Here is a 15,841-nt window from a genome sequence, read left to right on the forward strand (position 1 = left end):
TATGCTAAATCAATTTTATTAAATTTATCTAATAATAAAATGAATGAGCAAGGGTGTCAAATTAGCAGGCAAAATATAATCGCTGGTTATAAATAATTTATTATCGTAAATTAATCCTTTTACGAAGATAATCTTTTATTTCCTTATTTACACTTATTCTTGCTATCGCATGCATAACATAATTACAGCAAAAAACTTTATTAGCAATTCCTTTAGACACTTCATTTTTTAAAGTACAAACTTTAAGTAGTTCAGAATAATTTTTTTCTCTTATTGCTTTTATTACTCTTTCAGAAACATTTTTATCAAGAGAAATAACATCCAACTTCTCTGGGATTTCGGATATACAAGTTTCTAACTTTTTGATAGTGTCATACTGATTTGAATCTATAAATTCTGTTCTTAATTTATAATCAATACGTGTTTTTACAATATCATATATAACTTGTTCTTTTCTATTCTGAATGGTGGAGATAAACTCACTCTTAAATTCATCAATTTCGTTATTAATTTCTTGATTTTGATTATCGTCAGGAAATTTTATGTCTTTTAGAACCCAAAAAATTAGTCTTTCATCGAAAAGTAACATCTCTATTTCATTATATGGAAGGCAGAATATTTTGTCTTTTTTCAGCCTTTTTTCTTCTGTCATTGACATTCCATCGTTATCAATGATACCTACTGCTGAATTTTCAATCCATTGGGGTAATTCATTAAAAGTTTTTGTATATTGAATAACCTTATCATGTCCTCCTACAGGTTTTACTGTATATTCTTTATAAACCTTTGAATATATTCGATAATCATAGCTCTCTTTCGTTCCCTCACAAAATAATATCCGTTTGCGACTTCCCACTAGTTCAGTAATTAATTCAATTGGAATTTCATTGGACAGTTTTTTTGTATCATTTAAAATTTCCAATTCCGGTTCAGCTACTATATGCTTATTTCCTAAGGTAAATTTCTTACACCAAATTAAAGTCGTATTTTCCCTTGCTGTTATAAAATCTGGATTATGAGAAGTAAATATAAATTGACAATCTGGTCTTTCTTCAATTAGCTTATCCCATAGCTTATTATAGGATGCTGGATTAAGAAATGTTTCAGGTTCATCAACAACTATATAACTTTCTTTTTTTGCTAAAATAATATTTCCAATATAAAATAAAATACATTTTTCTCCATCACTCATACTATTTATAGAATATTCTGAGTATTCATTATTTTCTTTCTTTATAGCTAATAAATGAGTATTTTGAGTTCCTGAAATTTTTAAAGTTATTTCAGGAATTATTTCTTTCCAAACTTCTTTTACTTTATCTAGCTTTGATTCTGTTCTCTTAATTTTACTTTTGTTTTCGTCAGCTTTTTGACGGTCTAATTGTCCAATATATATGTCATCATTTGCTAAGGCAGAAATCATTGCCGTAAAAGGTGACGCTATATCATTAATGTATTTTGTTTCATCTTTAAAATCATTATTAACTGGTTTTAAATCATTTTTTTGATATTTTTCTATATTATAATTTTGACCAAGCAATCTTATATCAAAATGTAAGACCTTCTGAGCTGGAATAACTGTAATATTATCAAGAAATGGACTAAACAAACTATTTACTAAAGTGGTTTTTCCACTTCCATTTTTTCCTACTATGATAATATTACTATGAACTTTTGCCATATAAGACATTAAAATGACGCGTCTTCCTTCACTAACTATTATTTTAGTGGTTTGAGTTAAATTTTCAACTATTCTCCGGTTATCACCATTCCTAATCGTTTGACTCAATTTTGCGCTCAGATTATCAGTATTAGATTTAATATATTCTGAATATTTAGATAAAAGGTTTCTGAATTGTTTAGATACTTCAGAACTACTAAGAGAGCAAAAAACAATTTTAAGCTTTTTTGCAACTATTAAAAGGCTATCTTTTATACTATAAGTTTTACTTTTATAATCTTCTATGTTTTTATTATCCACATCATTAGCAAAAAGCAATCCCGGACTTTCAAAATTTGAATTATTCCCTTCAAAAAAATCTATTAATTTACTACAAATATTGATTAGAGTTTCTATATTGTTTAATATAATTTTTTCGTAATCTTCCATAAAGAATCCTTCTAAATAACGTTATAACATTATTATCTTTTCACCTAAAAAAGAAAGCATATAACACATTGAAGAACATTATTCCGACTTCGAAATAACATTGTCCAACTTGCTGGTGTCACTTAAATTGGCATTTAAAAATTCCTGATTATCAACTGGCAAATGCAATTCCAAGTTTTCTAGTGGCTGAACGCTGACTGTTACATCTTTCATTGTAGCTGCCAAAACATGACCGCCAAAGCTTAAATCGTCAGCCAAAAAGTGATTATGAAATCCTGAAACTCCAACACCTTGAAAAACAGTTGGGGTGTAATAAGTAATCATTGTGCCTGAAATATTTTCAGCTTCAAACTCTACTTGATTTTCAGCTATTTTCCCCAGAGACGGATAAGGCTTATGAGATTTTTTAGAAGACCTTGTACGAATTTTTTGGAAAACACCTTTAGTCAATATTGCGAAAAATTGATTTTGGGCGTTATTTTTGGTCAAAACATTTTTTAGCATTTCCGCCAATTCGATATTTTGGTAGCTTTTGAATTTGTGATAATCCGCAAAACTAACGTCAGCATATGTTACTTTAAAGTCATCTGGCAGTTTCACTGCCGGACCACTAGCATCTATTTTGTAACCGACACCGTCTAACATAACTAATTCACCATCAACGCCATCACCAGTTCCGATACCAATATTGCCATGTTTTAACAATTCTCGCAGGGATAAAGTGCCTTCCAATAAACCTTCAACTAGCATTTGCATAGTCCCGTGTTGAAATAATGTGTTTTTCGTCATGTTTGCTACTCCTTTTTTCAATTACTTGTTATATTACTTGGAAACTCAGAATTTTTTTGTTATAGGTTTGCTGCTTTCCATAAATCATAGACATTAGACCATCGCCCATAGAACATTATTTCAGTAATTATTTTATAAGTTATATCATACCAGTATTTAATTAACGATTCTTCATTCTCTGAAAGTTGTTCACCATTATGTGTGATTCTTGACCTAATTTCATATGCTTCTTTTATTTTTTTATCCTTTTGTTTTAATTGTCTGTTCCTAGTTTCTGGATAACAAACTAAATTAATAATTGTAACTAATTGATACAAATAAATTATCATTCCATATTCCATCTTTTTTTAACCTACTTTTTAATTTATTAGGATCTTGTTCAATTACCGTTTCAAGCGAGATTATAATTTGTAAAAACTGTTTAGTTTGATTCGAATTAACAATTCCATCTCCAATCCAGTCAATTGCTCGCACACATTGCTTTTGTAATGCAGATAATTTTTCATCATTTTCTATTATACTGGGTATTTTATTTAGCCATCCATTATCAAAATATAATCCAGAATTTGGTCTATTATCAGGATGTCTTTTCTTCAAAATAGACCAAGAAAATTTACTATCTAACACTCCAGGGGTTTGCCTAACTTTAAAGTGTCCATTTTCATATTTAAACTGGTATAAATTGTTTTCTTGAATGATATATTTATTTAATTCTAAAACCTTACTAGGTTTATGATGAAAACTATTCAAAAAGTTAAATAGATTGTTCACTCTAACGGCTCTATCTAAAGCCTTATAATACCCTTGATATCCCTTTTCAGGTGCTATAACTGAAATTCCTAATAAAACATCCTCGTTTTGAATAATATTTCTATTCCGGGTATTTGGCTCAACTTTATGATTTAATCTATTAGGTATTTGATCCTTAATTTCTCTTCCTTTTATAATTCTAATGTGTTTTCCAAATTTAGTTTGATGTTTATAATCAAAATTATATAACCTAAAAAAATATTCCTTATATTCTGGTACTTTTAATTTTTCAATAAAAGATTCTATTCTTTCTGTTTCACATGATAAAAATTCTTCAATAGTCTGTAATATAAATTTACTTAACCTTTCTTCTATCTGTTCAGTATCATATTCTATATTCTCAGCATCGAAAACTATTTTAATTTTATCTACCAGCTTTAGAAATTCTTTATGATTGTCGTGTGTAATAGTTACTATTCCATTTTCATTAAATATTTCATTATAGAAAATATTGGTATGATCTTGAAAGCTCAAATCATGAAATCTTTCATTATCATTTTTTATGTGACCAATTAAACTTTTAATTCCTTTACATAAATTTGGTAATTGTTGTCTTTTTTTCATAAAAATTTCCTAATAAAAATAATAAAAGCTCCTAGTTTTCTCTAAGAGCTACATTTTAAGGGATACTTTTATATAAACTAAATAAGTCTTTACATAGGTTTTAAACTGATTAAAGTTTGTTATATTTGTATTCCAGTTTTATACAATATTACATTCTTACTCCCACTCAATCGTTGACGGTGGCTTACTGGTGACATCGTAGACTACGCGGTTAATGTTTGGCACTTCATCAACAATACGCGTTGAAATTTTTTGCAAAACATCCCATGGCAAGCGGGCAAAATCAGCGGTCATCCCATCAATTGATGTAACTGCACGAATACCAATAGTATAGTCGTAAGTGCGACCGTCACCCATCACGCCCACGGATTTGATTCCGGGTAAAACGGTAAAGTATTGCCAAACTTTTTCCTGTAAACCGGCTTTTTTAATTTCATCCCTCAAAATTGCATCACTGTCACGCACCAGTTTGAGTTTATCCTCAGTTACTTTGCCAATAACGCGAATGCCAAGACCAGGTCCTGGGAAAGGCTGACGCCAAACCAAATCATGCGGAATGCCTAATTTTTCACCCAGTTCACGCACTTCATCCTTAAATAACTTACGCAAAGGTTCAATTAACTTAAAGTGTAAATCCTTAGGTAACCCACCAACGTTATGGTGCGACTTGATTGTCTGGGCAGTATTCGTGCCGCTTTCAATCACATCGGTGTACAGGGTGCCTTGTGCTAAAAAGTCCACATCCTTAATTTTCTTTGCTTCGTCCGCAAACACCTCAATAAACTCTTTGCCAATGATTTTCCGTTTTTGCTCTGGATCGGTGACACCTTTCAGTTTATTTAAAAAGCGGTCTTGGGCATTTACCCGAATAATGTTAACGCCTAAATCCCGATTCAAGGCAGCCATTACTTCATCGCCTTCATTTTTGCGCAACATGCCATGGTCCACAAAAATAGCCGTCAGCTGGTTGCCAATCGCTTTGTGCAAAAGGGTGGCGGTAACGCTGGAGTCTACCCCACCTGATAGTCCCAGAATTACTTTCTTATCCCCCACAGTTTTTCTAATCTCAGCAATTTGCAAGTCAATAAAATCGGACATTGACCAATCGGCCTTAGCGCCGCAGACTTTAAAGGCAAAATTACGTAAAATATCAAGACCATACTGCGTATTGCGCACTTCAGCGTGGAATTGAATACCATACATTTTAGCTTGATCGTTAGCAATAGCAGCAATCGGGCAATTTTTACTTGAAGCAACCGTTTCAAAACCAGCAGGCGCACCAGTGACCAAATCACCGTGACTCATCCAGACGTATTCATCTTTGGGCAAACCGGCAAATAAAACGGAGTTAGTATCTTCAACTTCGATGTCGGCACGACCGTATTCAGAATTATCAGCTTTTTCGACCTTGCCGTTTAAATAAGAAGCCATTAGTTGCATCCCGTAACAAATGCCAAGAATGGGTATGCCCAACTTAAAAATTTCAGGGTCAACTTTCAAAGCATTTTGGTCATAAATACTGTTAGGACCTCCCGAAAAAATAATGCCCTTGGGTTTAATCTGCCTTATTTGGTCCATACTAATATCATGGGGCAAAAGTTCAGAATAAATACCAAAATCCCGCAACCGCCGTGTAATTAATTGATTATATTGACTGCCAAAATCGAGCACAATAATCTCATCAAAATCACTAATATTCTTTTTCACCGACATCCAAGCTCCTTTACTAACCTTATTTAATACAATATCAACTTTACTAAGAAATAGTTCAGTGGTCAACAATTTTTTAGCGTAGCACTATTAGTTCACGAATATTTTTAAAAGTAATCATATAAATAATTCGAGATTCACTTTTAAAATTGGTCTTGCACATATTATGCGACTCTGTTACAATGCTTGCAACAGGAAAATAAATATCTATATATTGCCGTAATGAGGTCGGCAGTTTCTACTCAGAACCGTAAATTCTGAACTATGGATAATTTGGCATTTTGTGTGGCTATTTGCTGCTTTAAAGGGCTTTTTTTACCATAGTTTTGGTAGAAAAAGCCCTTTTTGTGATGAAGGAGGAAAAAGTGAAATTATTAGAAGACCGGATTCGTAGTGATGGAGAAGTTTTACCCGGTAACGTTTTAAAAATCAACTCGTTTTTAAATCATCAGGTAGATCCCGAACTAATGAAGAAAGTGGGAGAAGAATTTAGCCATTTATTTAAAGACAGTGGCATCACAAAAGTTTTGACTTGTGAAGCTTCTGGAATCGCTCCCGGAGTAATGACAGCCTACGAATTGCATGTGCCTCTGGTGTTTGCCCGCAAGAAAAAACCTGCAACACTCAATGACGCGGTATATTGGGCAGATGTTTATTCTTATACTAAAAAAGTCACCAACCAGATTTGTGTTGAACAAAAATTTTTGGATCAAGATGATTGCCTGCTAATTATCGATGATTTTCTAGCAAATGGAGAAGCTGTTAAAGGCATGATTAATATTGCTAACCAAGCTGGTGCTCAGATTGCCGGTGTCGGTATCGTAGTTGCTAAAACATTTCAAGGCGGCAGCGAGTGGATTAAAAATCACGGGTATCACCTTGAAGCATTGGCAGAAATCGATAGTTTGGCCAATAATCAAGTACATTTTGTGGGGGAAAAATAATGGCAGAAAAAGAAGTTAGCCAGCAAAAAGCAGCGGTTTTAGGTTTACAGCACTTATTAGCAATGTATTCCGGGGCAGTCGCTGTACCCCTTCTAATTGGTAATGCACTAAAATTTTCTCCTGCACAAATGACCTATCTAGTTTCAATTGACATTTTCATGTGCGGCTTTGCGACACTTTTGCAATTAATGCGCAATAAGTACTTCGGCATTGGTTTTCCAGTCATTTTGGGCTGCGCCATTCAAGCAGTTGCCCCATTGCAAATGATTGGTCAAAAATTCTCAATCAACGACATGTATGGTGCCATCATTGTTGCCGGCATTTTTGTAGTTTTAATCTCAGGCGTTTTTGCTAAAATTAAAAAATTCTTTCCACCTGTCGTAACAGGGACTTTAATTACCACTATTGGTTTAACACTTGTTCCAGTGGCAATTCAAAATATGGGTGGTGGCAATTCTGCTGCTAAAAGTTTTGGCAGTGGTCAAAATCTCCTTCTGGCTTTTTGCACCATGTTCATTATCTTGGCACTGGAAATTTGGACTAAAGGATTCATCAGGTCAATCTCAGTTTTAATCGGCTTAGTTGCTGGAACAGTAATTGCAGCCTGTATGGGACTAGTCTCATTCACTCCTGTAGTAGAAGCATCTTGGTTTCACTTACCTCAACTGTTCTATTTTGGAGTACCGAAATTTGAATGGTCTTCCAGCCTGACAATGATCATTATTGCTTTAGTATCAATGGTTGAGTCTACTGGAGTATTCTTTGCAATTGGTGATCTTTTGCACCATGATGTGACCGAAGAAGACTTGAAAAAAGGCTATCGTGCAGAAGGCATCGCCCAAATTTTTGGCGGTTTATTCAATGCTTTTCCTTACACTACTTTCTCTCAAAATGTTGGTCTTCTGCAATTATCCGGTATTAAAACGAAGCGCCCAATTTATTGGGCTGGCGGATTACTCATGGCTATGGGATTGTTGCCTAAAATTGGTGCCATGGTAACAATTATTCCTACCCCAGTTTTAGGTGGTGCCATGCTGGTCATGTTTACCATGATTGCTGTTCAAGGTATCAAAACACTGGCCAAAGTTGATCTCAGTGACAATAACAATGTCTTAATTATTGCCATCTCAATTGGACTTGGACTTGGTGTTACTATTTATCCTCAATTTTTCAAAAACCTACCGGCTACTGTCCAATTATTTCTAAGTAATGGGATCGTAATTACCAGCTTGTCAGCTACTATCCTGAATTTCTTACTTAAAGGGGGTGATAGGAAGGCAAAACCAAAAACTCAAACTGCAAATATCATGTAAATAAAATTGTTTTTACCCTTGAGACAATTTTGTTTGCACCAAAAAAGTATCTTCTTAATAGGAAGATACTTTTTTAATTTGTAAATATCAGAGCACTCATGTTAGTCTTGTCGCTATTTTTCTTTTTGACGCCTAAAAATGAAAAACAAGTTGCCAGCATTTGTTCACCAATTTGCTTAAATGACTTGTCAGCAATTTTTTCAGTATATTTCATAATTCCAATCGCAGTTATAAAAATGAGAAAGGATTGCGTCAAAGGAGTAACTACTACTTCTTCACCACATTTTCTATACCCATTTATAAAGGAAGCAATTAGTTTTTGATTTAACCTAAAATCTTGGTAAAAGAGTTTAATGAAGTCCTGATAATTTACCCCCATGCGAGCGCGTTCAAAATCAATTAAACTCAGTTGACCCTCAACAATTTTATAATTACGTAAGCCTACATCCCCATGTAAAACAGTAGTGGCATGAGCCTTTAGGTCTTCTTCAATATCCGCTTTTTGCTCTGTAAATAAAATTAACGCCTGCAGCAGTCTGCTTTTTATTTCTTCATTCTGCAAACTACTAATGTCAAATTTCGCTTTCTCGAAAAGTTGGTTATTTAGGTATATGCCAGAAAAAGGTTTCACTTTTTGATGAAACTGTGACAATTCTATTCCCATGTCAAATGCCATATCAGGAGTGATTCCTTCTTTAATATCAATTGGCGCCAAATCTTTCATGACCAAAACAAATTGTTGAGTCTGTTTGATAACAAAAGAGCCTAATACACGAGTATTTAGTTGCTCATTAACAGCTTTTTCGGTTAAGAATTTACCTTCTTGAGAAAAAACTTTAATAAAAATCACTTGTTTATAAATTTCACTATAACCAAAAAAGGTGCTGTTTAATGACTGATGCGTTATTTGGGTTAAGTTCGCCTTTAATTTTTCTTGTAAAATTTCTTTAGTTTCCATATGTATATCTCTTTTAGTCTTTAGGCTTTCTATAATTCTTAATTCAAATTGGTTCACTCGATTTTCTTGCCAATCATGGTAGCAGTAAGCAAAGGCAAAAGCCCATTGACTTATAATGATTAGCCTGCTAATCACAATAATGCCCATAGCAGAAACTGAAATAGGTATCACGATTGATTGTGATGGTAACTTTTCAATAACTATTAAAATAAGAAGTAAACCAACGGAGCAAAATAAAGTTACTATACCACTAATATAGTTTGTTCACAGCATTAATTTCCATTCACGTTCATCATTATGTGACATATTGGCGGAATAACTATCGCTCTTCCAATCTCATATGCGTCTGTAGTTAAGATCTAGCTTTTTTCGCTCACACTTTCTAAGACATTGCATAACAATAGTAATAGTATGATAGTCAGTCTTAAAAAGAAAGGGAGATTTTAGGAAATCCCAAATAAAACTATCGAAGTAATCACAAATGTTTTTAAAAATGCACCATAAACAATGTTTTTCTTTGTTTTAATCATTTTTTTCACCCTCATATAAGAATAACTTGTCAACTGTTATCCCCTAATATTTGAGCCAAGCGAAAAGAGAGTCCTAAAGATGGGTCATACTTATCATTTTCAATGGCGTTGATCGTTTGCCGAGTAACATGGGCAGCTCCGGCTAATTGAGCCTGTGAGTATCTCTGCTTTTTACGCAATTGAGCAATTCTATTTTTCACTAGTTCACTCTCCTGTCAAACATATTGGACATTTTTAGTAAAACATCTTTTACATTTTAAGCCAACACCAAAAATATATTTTAGTTAAAATCTTTAAATCGAAAAAGTAATAATAATTTAGGCTTAAGTTTACTCATTTTTTTGCAAACAACCCGTTTTTTTTAATACAATATAGATTAAGTAATTTTGAAAGGACAGATAAGATGAAAAAAGCAGAATGTACGACTATTCTTGTCGGTAAAAATGCCACCATTGACGGCTCAGCTATGATTGCCAGAAGTGAAGACGGTGGTCGTGAAATAATTCCTGAAGGTTTTGAACTTATTACACCGGAAAAACAACCCAAGCATTATGAAAGTGTTATTAGCCACCAAAAGATTGATGATGAGGACTTAGCAGAAAAGCCTTTACGTTATACTAGTGCACCTGATGTCTCCGGTGAAAGCGGCATCTGGGGTGCAGCGGGAATTAACTCAGAAAACGTAGCAATGACTGCTACTGAAACTATTACCACAAATGCACGTATACAAGGCATTGATCCCCTTCTTGCAAAAGGGGGTCTTGGTGAAGAAGACTTTGTTACTTTAACGTTGCCTTATATTCACAGCGCCCTTGATGGCGTTAAGCGTATTGGTTATTTACTGGAAAAATATGGTACTTATGAAATGAACGGTATGGCTTTTGCCGACCACGATGAAGTTTGGTACCTAGAAACTATTGGTGGTCACCACTGGATTGCACGCCGTATTCCTGATGACGCCTACGTTGTTGCTCCTAACCGTTTAAACATTGATGAATTCCACTTTGGTAAAGATGGTTTCTTGGCAGATGATACCTTAGAAGACTTAATCAAGGAATACCATTTAAATCCTGACCGTGAAGGTTACAACATGCGTCATATCTTTGGTAGTTCAACTATTAAGGATGCCCACTACAACAATCCTCGTGCTTGGTTTGTTCACAATTACTTTGATCCAGAATTCGGCGGCAAGCCAACTGATCAGGATCAACCTTTTATTTGCCACGCAAACCGCAAGATTAGTATTGAAGATATATGTTTTGTTGAAAGTTCACACTATCAAGATACCCCATTTGATCCATATGGTGATCAGGGTACCCCTGAGCAAAAGAAAACCTACCGTCCAATTGCACTTAACCGCAACTTCGAAACCCATATTTTGCAAGTTAGAAATGATGTCCCCGAAGAGATTGCAGGTGTGCAATGGCTTTGCTTTGGTCCAAATACCTTTAACAGCTTTGTGCCATTCTATACGAATGTCAACGACACGCCAGCCAGCTTCCAAACTGGTCCTAAATTTGATTTGAACAAGATTTTCTGGTTAAACAAATTAACAGCACAATTGGGTGACACTAATTTTAAAGTCTACGGTGAACTTGAAAATGACTTTGAACAAAAATCATTAGCACAGTGTCACTTCATTCAACACGAAACTGATAAAAAAGTTGCAGGTCTGTCAGGCAAAAAAGCTGAAGACCTATTAACTGCAGCCAATCAAAAGATGGCTGACCAAGTATATAACAATACTATTGAACTGCTGGGTAACATGGTCACTGAAGGCCATAACCTGGCAACACTTAAGTTTGACTTGTTAGACTAATCTAATATTCAATCTCTAAAGAAGACTTAAAAAGGCTCAATTACGTTAATTAACGCTGTTGAGCCTTTTATATTGCTTATTTTCGCAAAAGAAATACAAATTTTTATAGAATTGTCGTTACCTAATTCTTATTTGATAAACATCAGGATCCACAAATTCTTCACTACACTGAACCATCTTGCCATCCTGATTTTTAAGTACATTGTCAATATTTAATAATGAACAGCCAAACGGCTTAGCCAACAAATCAGATAATTCTTTATCAGCTTCAGTTGCACTGACTAATGTTTCTTGAGGACTTAATTTTTTAATAAGTGGATTCTTTTTTAATGCTTTATATAAAGATACTTCAATGTCACTTTTTTGCAAAAATTCATAGAATGGAGCCAAAATATAACTATCATCAACAATTACTGGTTGCTCATCAAGAAACAGAACCCTTTTAATATTCAAACAAGTTGATGAATTTAAGCGAAAAATATTTTGAATTCTGCGTGACGGAATAATTTGGGCAAAATTGATTATCTTGGATGAAGGTAAAAAACCGTTCTTTTTAGCCGTGTATGAGAAACCTTCCACAGAATTAAGTCGCAGAAGCTTTTTTACTTTTCCAGGTTTCCTGACATAGCTGCCATTACCTTGAATTTTTTCGATTAGTCCTTCTGTTGTCAATTGATTAATTGCCTTTCTTAAAGTTACACGACTAACCCCAAATTCATCTTGTAATTCGCTTTCGGTAGGAAGCTTGGAATCGACCGGATATTCACCATCCTGTATTTTTTGCTTTAGTTTTAACATTACTTGATAATACAAAGTATTTTTTGCTTTCATTCTTTTGAAAACCAACTTCACTTCAATTAAAATTACTTAACGTTATTTGCTTTAGTTATTAAAACATCTTTTGTATCTGGATAATTCCTAACATTAAGGTCCTTACCTTGACTAGTATAAAGTAGATAAGCAAATAATTGTAATGGTATACAATATTCTAACGGACAGAAATCTGCATCGTTTAAAAATGATCCTTTTAATACGTGTTTAGAAGATATTCCCTCTTGTGAACCAATAGAATATGCATGATCAGTTTGTTCATTCAGGGCTTTAAAAAGCTTATTAGCTCTTTCATAGCCATAATTTACTGGTGCAACAATAATAGTATATGTTTCTTCATGCATTGAAGCAATAGGACCGTGTAAAAATTCTTCTACTTCAAAAGGTTGGAAATAATCTCTAACGGTTTCCAGAGATTTTAATGCACCTTCCATAATTGTGCCTTTATTATTACCATAACCCAATAAGTAGCCGTAATGGCAGTTTTTCAAATCAGCTGAGTTTTCTTCAAACCAATTCTCACTTTCTTTGATGATTTCATTTAAGTTATTGACCGTTTTTTCCAGACGATCAATATATTCGTCATATTCTTTAACGGTCAATTGGCCCGCCTTTTTAGCCGCTTCAAGTGCAATTAAATAAAAGGTAAGAATTGATGCACTATAACCTTTTGTTTTAGGGCCAACGTGCTCAAAGCCGCAGGCCAAAACAATCTTGTTTTGCGCTACTTGTGAACAAGAATTATCCCGATCTTCAGTAATCACAAAATTATCACAATTCAGGCTGTTTGCTCTCTCTAAAGCTGCAATTGTGTTAGTGCTCTCTCCTTCTTGGGTAATAGCTATGACTAGATCAGCACTTGTTGCCAACTGTTCATAATGAGCAAAATTATACGAATTAACCGTTATTATATGCTTTTTCAAGATTTTTTCCATAAAAGGCTGTGCTGTAATGCAAGAATTGAAAGATGTGCCTGAGCCAACCAAATAAATATTTTGGTATTTATTCGTATTATCTGCAAAAGTTTGTGCAAAATTGCTATACAATTGCTCCCTATTGGCAATCATTTTTTTAAGTGTATCTTCTGTTTCAGCAATATAATCAATCATTGACCAAGTTTTCATTATTAATTATCCCTTTCTCTCTTTAATAGCAAGTTTTACTTAAAAATTCCGAAATATTTGAAAATTATTCCAAAGGCAAAACAACCGATCATAATCCAAGATGTTTTTACATGCTTTTTTTGCAGTAACCAGTATATGAAAAATGTAACTGCTAATGGCAATAAATCTGGACATATTTGATCAACAATACTTTGTAGATTTAAAACTGTTTTACCTGACTTAAAGACATAAGCAAACTTGATATTAACCATTGAAGCTATCATACCGCCAATTACTGTCAGTCCCATGACGGAAGCAGCATTAGTCGCCTTTTGGAAACCACTGCCACTAGATAAAGAATCAATTGCTTTAGTTCCCAGATCATAGCCAAGAAAGAGGCCATAATATCTGGTCAAAAAATGAGGAATATTGTACAAAATCAAAAATAAGATTGGTCCTAAGATATTTCCTTTTAAAGCTAAAGTAGTGCCGACACCAGCAGCGATAACTCTAAATGTCCCCCAGAAAAATGTGTCTCCAATTCCTGCCATTGGCCCCATCAAGGCAACTTTGATATTGTTAATAGTTGAGATGAAAAAGTTGGAATTAGTGGCCGCCTCTTCTTCCATTGAAGCTGTAATTCCTAGTATAAAAGGAGACATAGCATAAGTAGTATTGTACACTTCGGACTCTCTGGTCAATGCTTTACTCAAATCTTTTTTATCAGGATAGAGCTTTTTTAACACAGGAATAATTGAATATGCGAACCCAGGAGCCTGCATTCGGTCCATACTATAACAAGCCGGTAACAAAAAGGCACGCCAAAATACTGACATTAAATCTTTTCTGGTTAGCTTTTTTCCTTTAAACATTTCTTCTTTAGATTTCATTGTCTTCTGTCTTCCCTTCGACTCCACTGCTGTTAGATAATAATATTAATGCTGCAATTACTGCACCAACCATTGCGACTCCAATGTTAGTAAGTTTAAAGAATGCTACTAAGATGAAACCTAAAAATAGGTATGGAGCAAATTTTTTAGTAAAAGTCAGTTGCATAAGCAATGCAAAACCCAATGCTGGTAAAATACCTGCTGCTAAGGCAAATCCACCGGTAAGCCAGTCTGGAATAAATTTCACCAAAGATTTGAAAACCGGGGCGCCTAAAAGCATAGCTACCAAAGCGATCAAGAATGGGAAAATGAAATAGTTAAATAAACCCAGCCATTGATTTCTTTCCATCGTCTTAGTATCGCCTCTGCCAGCAGCTTCTAATGACTTTTGACTTAATATTTGGTTTAAAGGCACGTAGGTGATGTACTTTGTTGCCATTGCAAATGCAGCAATTGGCATAACCAGAGCAAGTGCAAGTTTCGGATCAGTATGTGATTGCAATACTAGTGCAGTACTGAGTGCTCCACCCAAAATTACATCAGGCGGTGCGGCATTGGCTCCAATTCCTACAACACCCATTGAAAGAAGTTCAATTTGAGCTCCCAAAATTAAACCTGTTTTAACATCTCCATAAACTAGCCCTACCAGCGTACAAATTACAAGTGGTCTTTCCATCATGGTCATACCGAAAAGTCTTTCATCAATATGGCCAATTCCTGCAATTAACGCAACCAAGAATGATTGAATCATAGTCTACCCTCTTTCTTTTCATACATAACTATTTTTTATCAGTAATATTTTTAAAAGTATCTGACAAATCTTCAAATTTATGGTTAGGGGTAGGTTGCATGCCTACCTTTATTCCCTTAGCCATAATTCTCTTAAATGAATCGATATCCTCTAACGTTAAATTCAAATTGTCGCGGATCATTGGTGCATTTTTTCTAATTCCACCAATAGTAATCTTTTCAACCCCACTTACTTGCTTACAAATTTTTTCAGCATCGAAGGGATTATTAGTTAAAACCATCACGCGATAAGAACTATTTTGCGGATTATTTAAAAATTCAATAGCTCCTTCAATTGTTCTAAAGCCAATTTTAGTACTCGTTGGCACAGCCAACTTCATAGTACTGCGACGAATTTTATCGTTAAAAACGGCATCGTTGGCTACTAAAACTACATTTGCTTGTACTCTTGGAATCCAAGTCATGACAACTTGGCCATGAACAAGCCGATCATCCATATGCATTGCTACAATCAAAACAAATTCCTCCTGTCTTTAAATAATACCTTTTAAAACATATTATACATATTTTAAATGTTTTTACAATGTTTTATTAATAACTATTTAATTTTAAGCAATAAAAACCCTCTAGATTTGAAGTGCAACTAAAAAGTTAGACATTTTAATATTACGCAAGACTCAATGCACGATTTCGATATTTGATCGGGGTCGTGTATTTTAG

Annotated in this window: 14 protein-coding genes and 1 riboswitch; of the genes, 3 read left to right on the top strand and 11 right to left on the bottom strand. The window is 34.1% G+C overall.

The features are described from left to right. Positions 1-100: 100 nt before the first annotated feature. The 4 genes from LACWKB10_RS09120 to guaA all read right to left on the bottom strand — a co-directional run bounded on the left by LACWKB10_RS09120 (position 101) and on the right by guaA (position 5,980). Positions 101-2,110, bottom strand: coding sequence for an AAA family ATPase (locus tag LACWKB10_RS09120; protein ID WP_034981507.1), 2,010 nt, complete (start codon positions 2,108-2,110; stop codon positions 101-103). 78 nt (positions 2,111-2,188) lie between these two features. After that, a complete protein-coding gene (gene budA, locus LACWKB10_RS09125; protein WP_034981508.1) occupies positions 2,189-2,899 on the bottom strand; it encodes an acetolactate decarboxylase in 711 nt (236 codons plus the stop codon). Positions 2,900-3,190: 291 nt separating this feature from the next. Further along, entirely contained in the window at positions 3,191-4,273 is a 1,083-nt protein-coding gene (locus tag LACWKB10_RS09130) for a hypothetical protein (protein ID WP_081945387.1), read from the bottom strand. Between the two features lie 156 nt (positions 4,274-4,429). Beyond that, the gene (gene guaA / locus LACWKB10_RS09135; protein ID WP_081945389.1) at positions 4,430-5,980 is read right to left on the bottom strand and encodes a glutamine-hydrolyzing GMP synthase; all 1,551 of its coding nucleotides are present in this window, start codon (positions 5,978-5,980) and stop codon (positions 4,430-4,432) included. Between the two features lie 190 nt (positions 5,981-6,170). Then, positions 6,171-6,268: riboswitch (purine riboswitch) on the top strand. An 80-nt stretch (positions 6,269-6,348) separates the two neighbouring features. On the opposite strand from guaA, the gene LACWKB10_RS09140 reads away from it, so the two are divergent. Both LACWKB10_RS09140 and LACWKB10_RS09145 read left to right on the top strand, forming a co-directional pair. Then, a complete protein-coding gene (locus LACWKB10_RS09140; RefSeq protein ID WP_034981511.1) occupies positions 6,349-6,927 on the top strand; it encodes a xanthine phosphoribosyltransferase in 579 nt (192 codons plus the stop codon). Further along, positions 6,927-8,240, top strand: coding sequence for a nucleobase:cation symporter-2 family protein (locus tag LACWKB10_RS09145; RefSeq protein WP_034981512.1), 1,314 nt, complete (start codon positions 6,927-6,929; stop codon positions 8,238-8,240). The genes LACWKB10_RS09140 and LACWKB10_RS09145 overlap by 1 nt, the downstream gene beginning before the upstream one ends. A 73-nt stretch (positions 8,241-8,313) precedes the next feature. Here the strand turns inward: LACWKB10_RS09145 and LACWKB10_RS09150 are convergent, their stop codons facing one another. Both LACWKB10_RS09150 and LACWKB10_RS09155 read right to left on the bottom strand, forming a co-directional pair. Next, positions 8,314-9,198, bottom strand: coding sequence for a phosphotransferase (locus LACWKB10_RS09150; protein ID WP_152560591.1), 885 nt, complete (start codon positions 9,196-9,198; stop codon positions 8,314-8,316). A gap of 559 nt (positions 9,199-9,757) precedes the next feature. Next, complete coding sequence (locus LACWKB10_RS09155; RefSeq protein ID WP_255358056.1) at positions 9,758-9,928, bottom strand: helix-turn-helix transcriptional regulator; 171 nt, start codon at positions 9,926-9,928, stop codon at positions 9,758-9,760. 203 nt (positions 9,929-10,131) lie between these two features. On the opposite strand from LACWKB10_RS09155, the gene LACWKB10_RS09160 reads away from it, so the two are divergent. Beyond that, a complete protein-coding gene (locus LACWKB10_RS09160) occupies positions 10,132-11,547 on the top strand; it encodes a C69 family dipeptidase (RefSeq protein WP_034981514.1) in 1,416 nt (471 codons plus the stop codon). Positions 11,548-11,664: 117 nt separating this feature from the next. Here the strand turns inward: LACWKB10_RS09160 and LACWKB10_RS09165 are convergent, their stop codons facing one another. The 5 genes from LACWKB10_RS09165 to LACWKB10_RS09185 are packed head-to-tail and all read right to left on the bottom strand — an operon-like array spanning position 11,665 to position 15,636. Beyond that, positions 11,665-12,378, bottom strand: a complete 714-nt coding sequence (locus tag LACWKB10_RS09165) for a GntR family transcriptional regulator (RefSeq protein ID WP_034981516.1) — start codon at positions 12,376-12,378, stop codon at positions 11,665-11,667. Between the two features lie 32 nt (positions 12,379-12,410). Continuing rightward, the gene (locus LACWKB10_RS09170; RefSeq protein WP_034981517.1) at positions 12,411-13,502 is read right to left on the bottom strand and encodes an SIS domain-containing protein; all 1,092 of its coding nucleotides are present in this window, start codon (positions 13,500-13,502) and stop codon (positions 12,411-12,413) included. Positions 13,503-13,537: 35 nt separating this feature from the next. Continuing rightward, positions 13,538-14,371 (bottom strand): PTS system mannose/fructose/sorbose family transporter subunit IID, encoded by an 834-nt coding sequence (locus tag LACWKB10_RS09175; protein WP_081945388.1) that lies wholly within the window; start codon positions 14,369-14,371, stop codon positions 13,538-13,540. Next, positions 14,361-15,122: a PTS sugar transporter subunit IIC gene (locus LACWKB10_RS09180; protein ID WP_034981518.1), complete on the bottom strand. Its 762-nt coding sequence runs from the start codon at positions 15,120-15,122 to the stop codon at positions 14,361-14,363. The genes LACWKB10_RS09175 and LACWKB10_RS09180 overlap by 11 nt, the downstream gene beginning before the upstream one ends. Before the next feature lie 28 nt (positions 15,123-15,150). After that, positions 15,151-15,636 carry a PTS sugar transporter subunit IIB gene (locus tag LACWKB10_RS09185; protein WP_034981519.1) on the bottom strand — a complete coding sequence of 162 codons (486 nt, stop codon included), beginning with the start codon at positions 15,634-15,636 and terminating at the stop codon, positions 15,151-15,153. Positions 15,637-15,841: the final 205 nt, after the last annotated feature.

The organism is Lactobacillus sp. wkB10, from assembly GCF_000760615.1.
Taxonomy (GTDB): Bacteria; Bacillota; Bacilli; order Lactobacillales; family Lactobacillaceae; genus Lactobacillus; species Lactobacillus huangpiensis.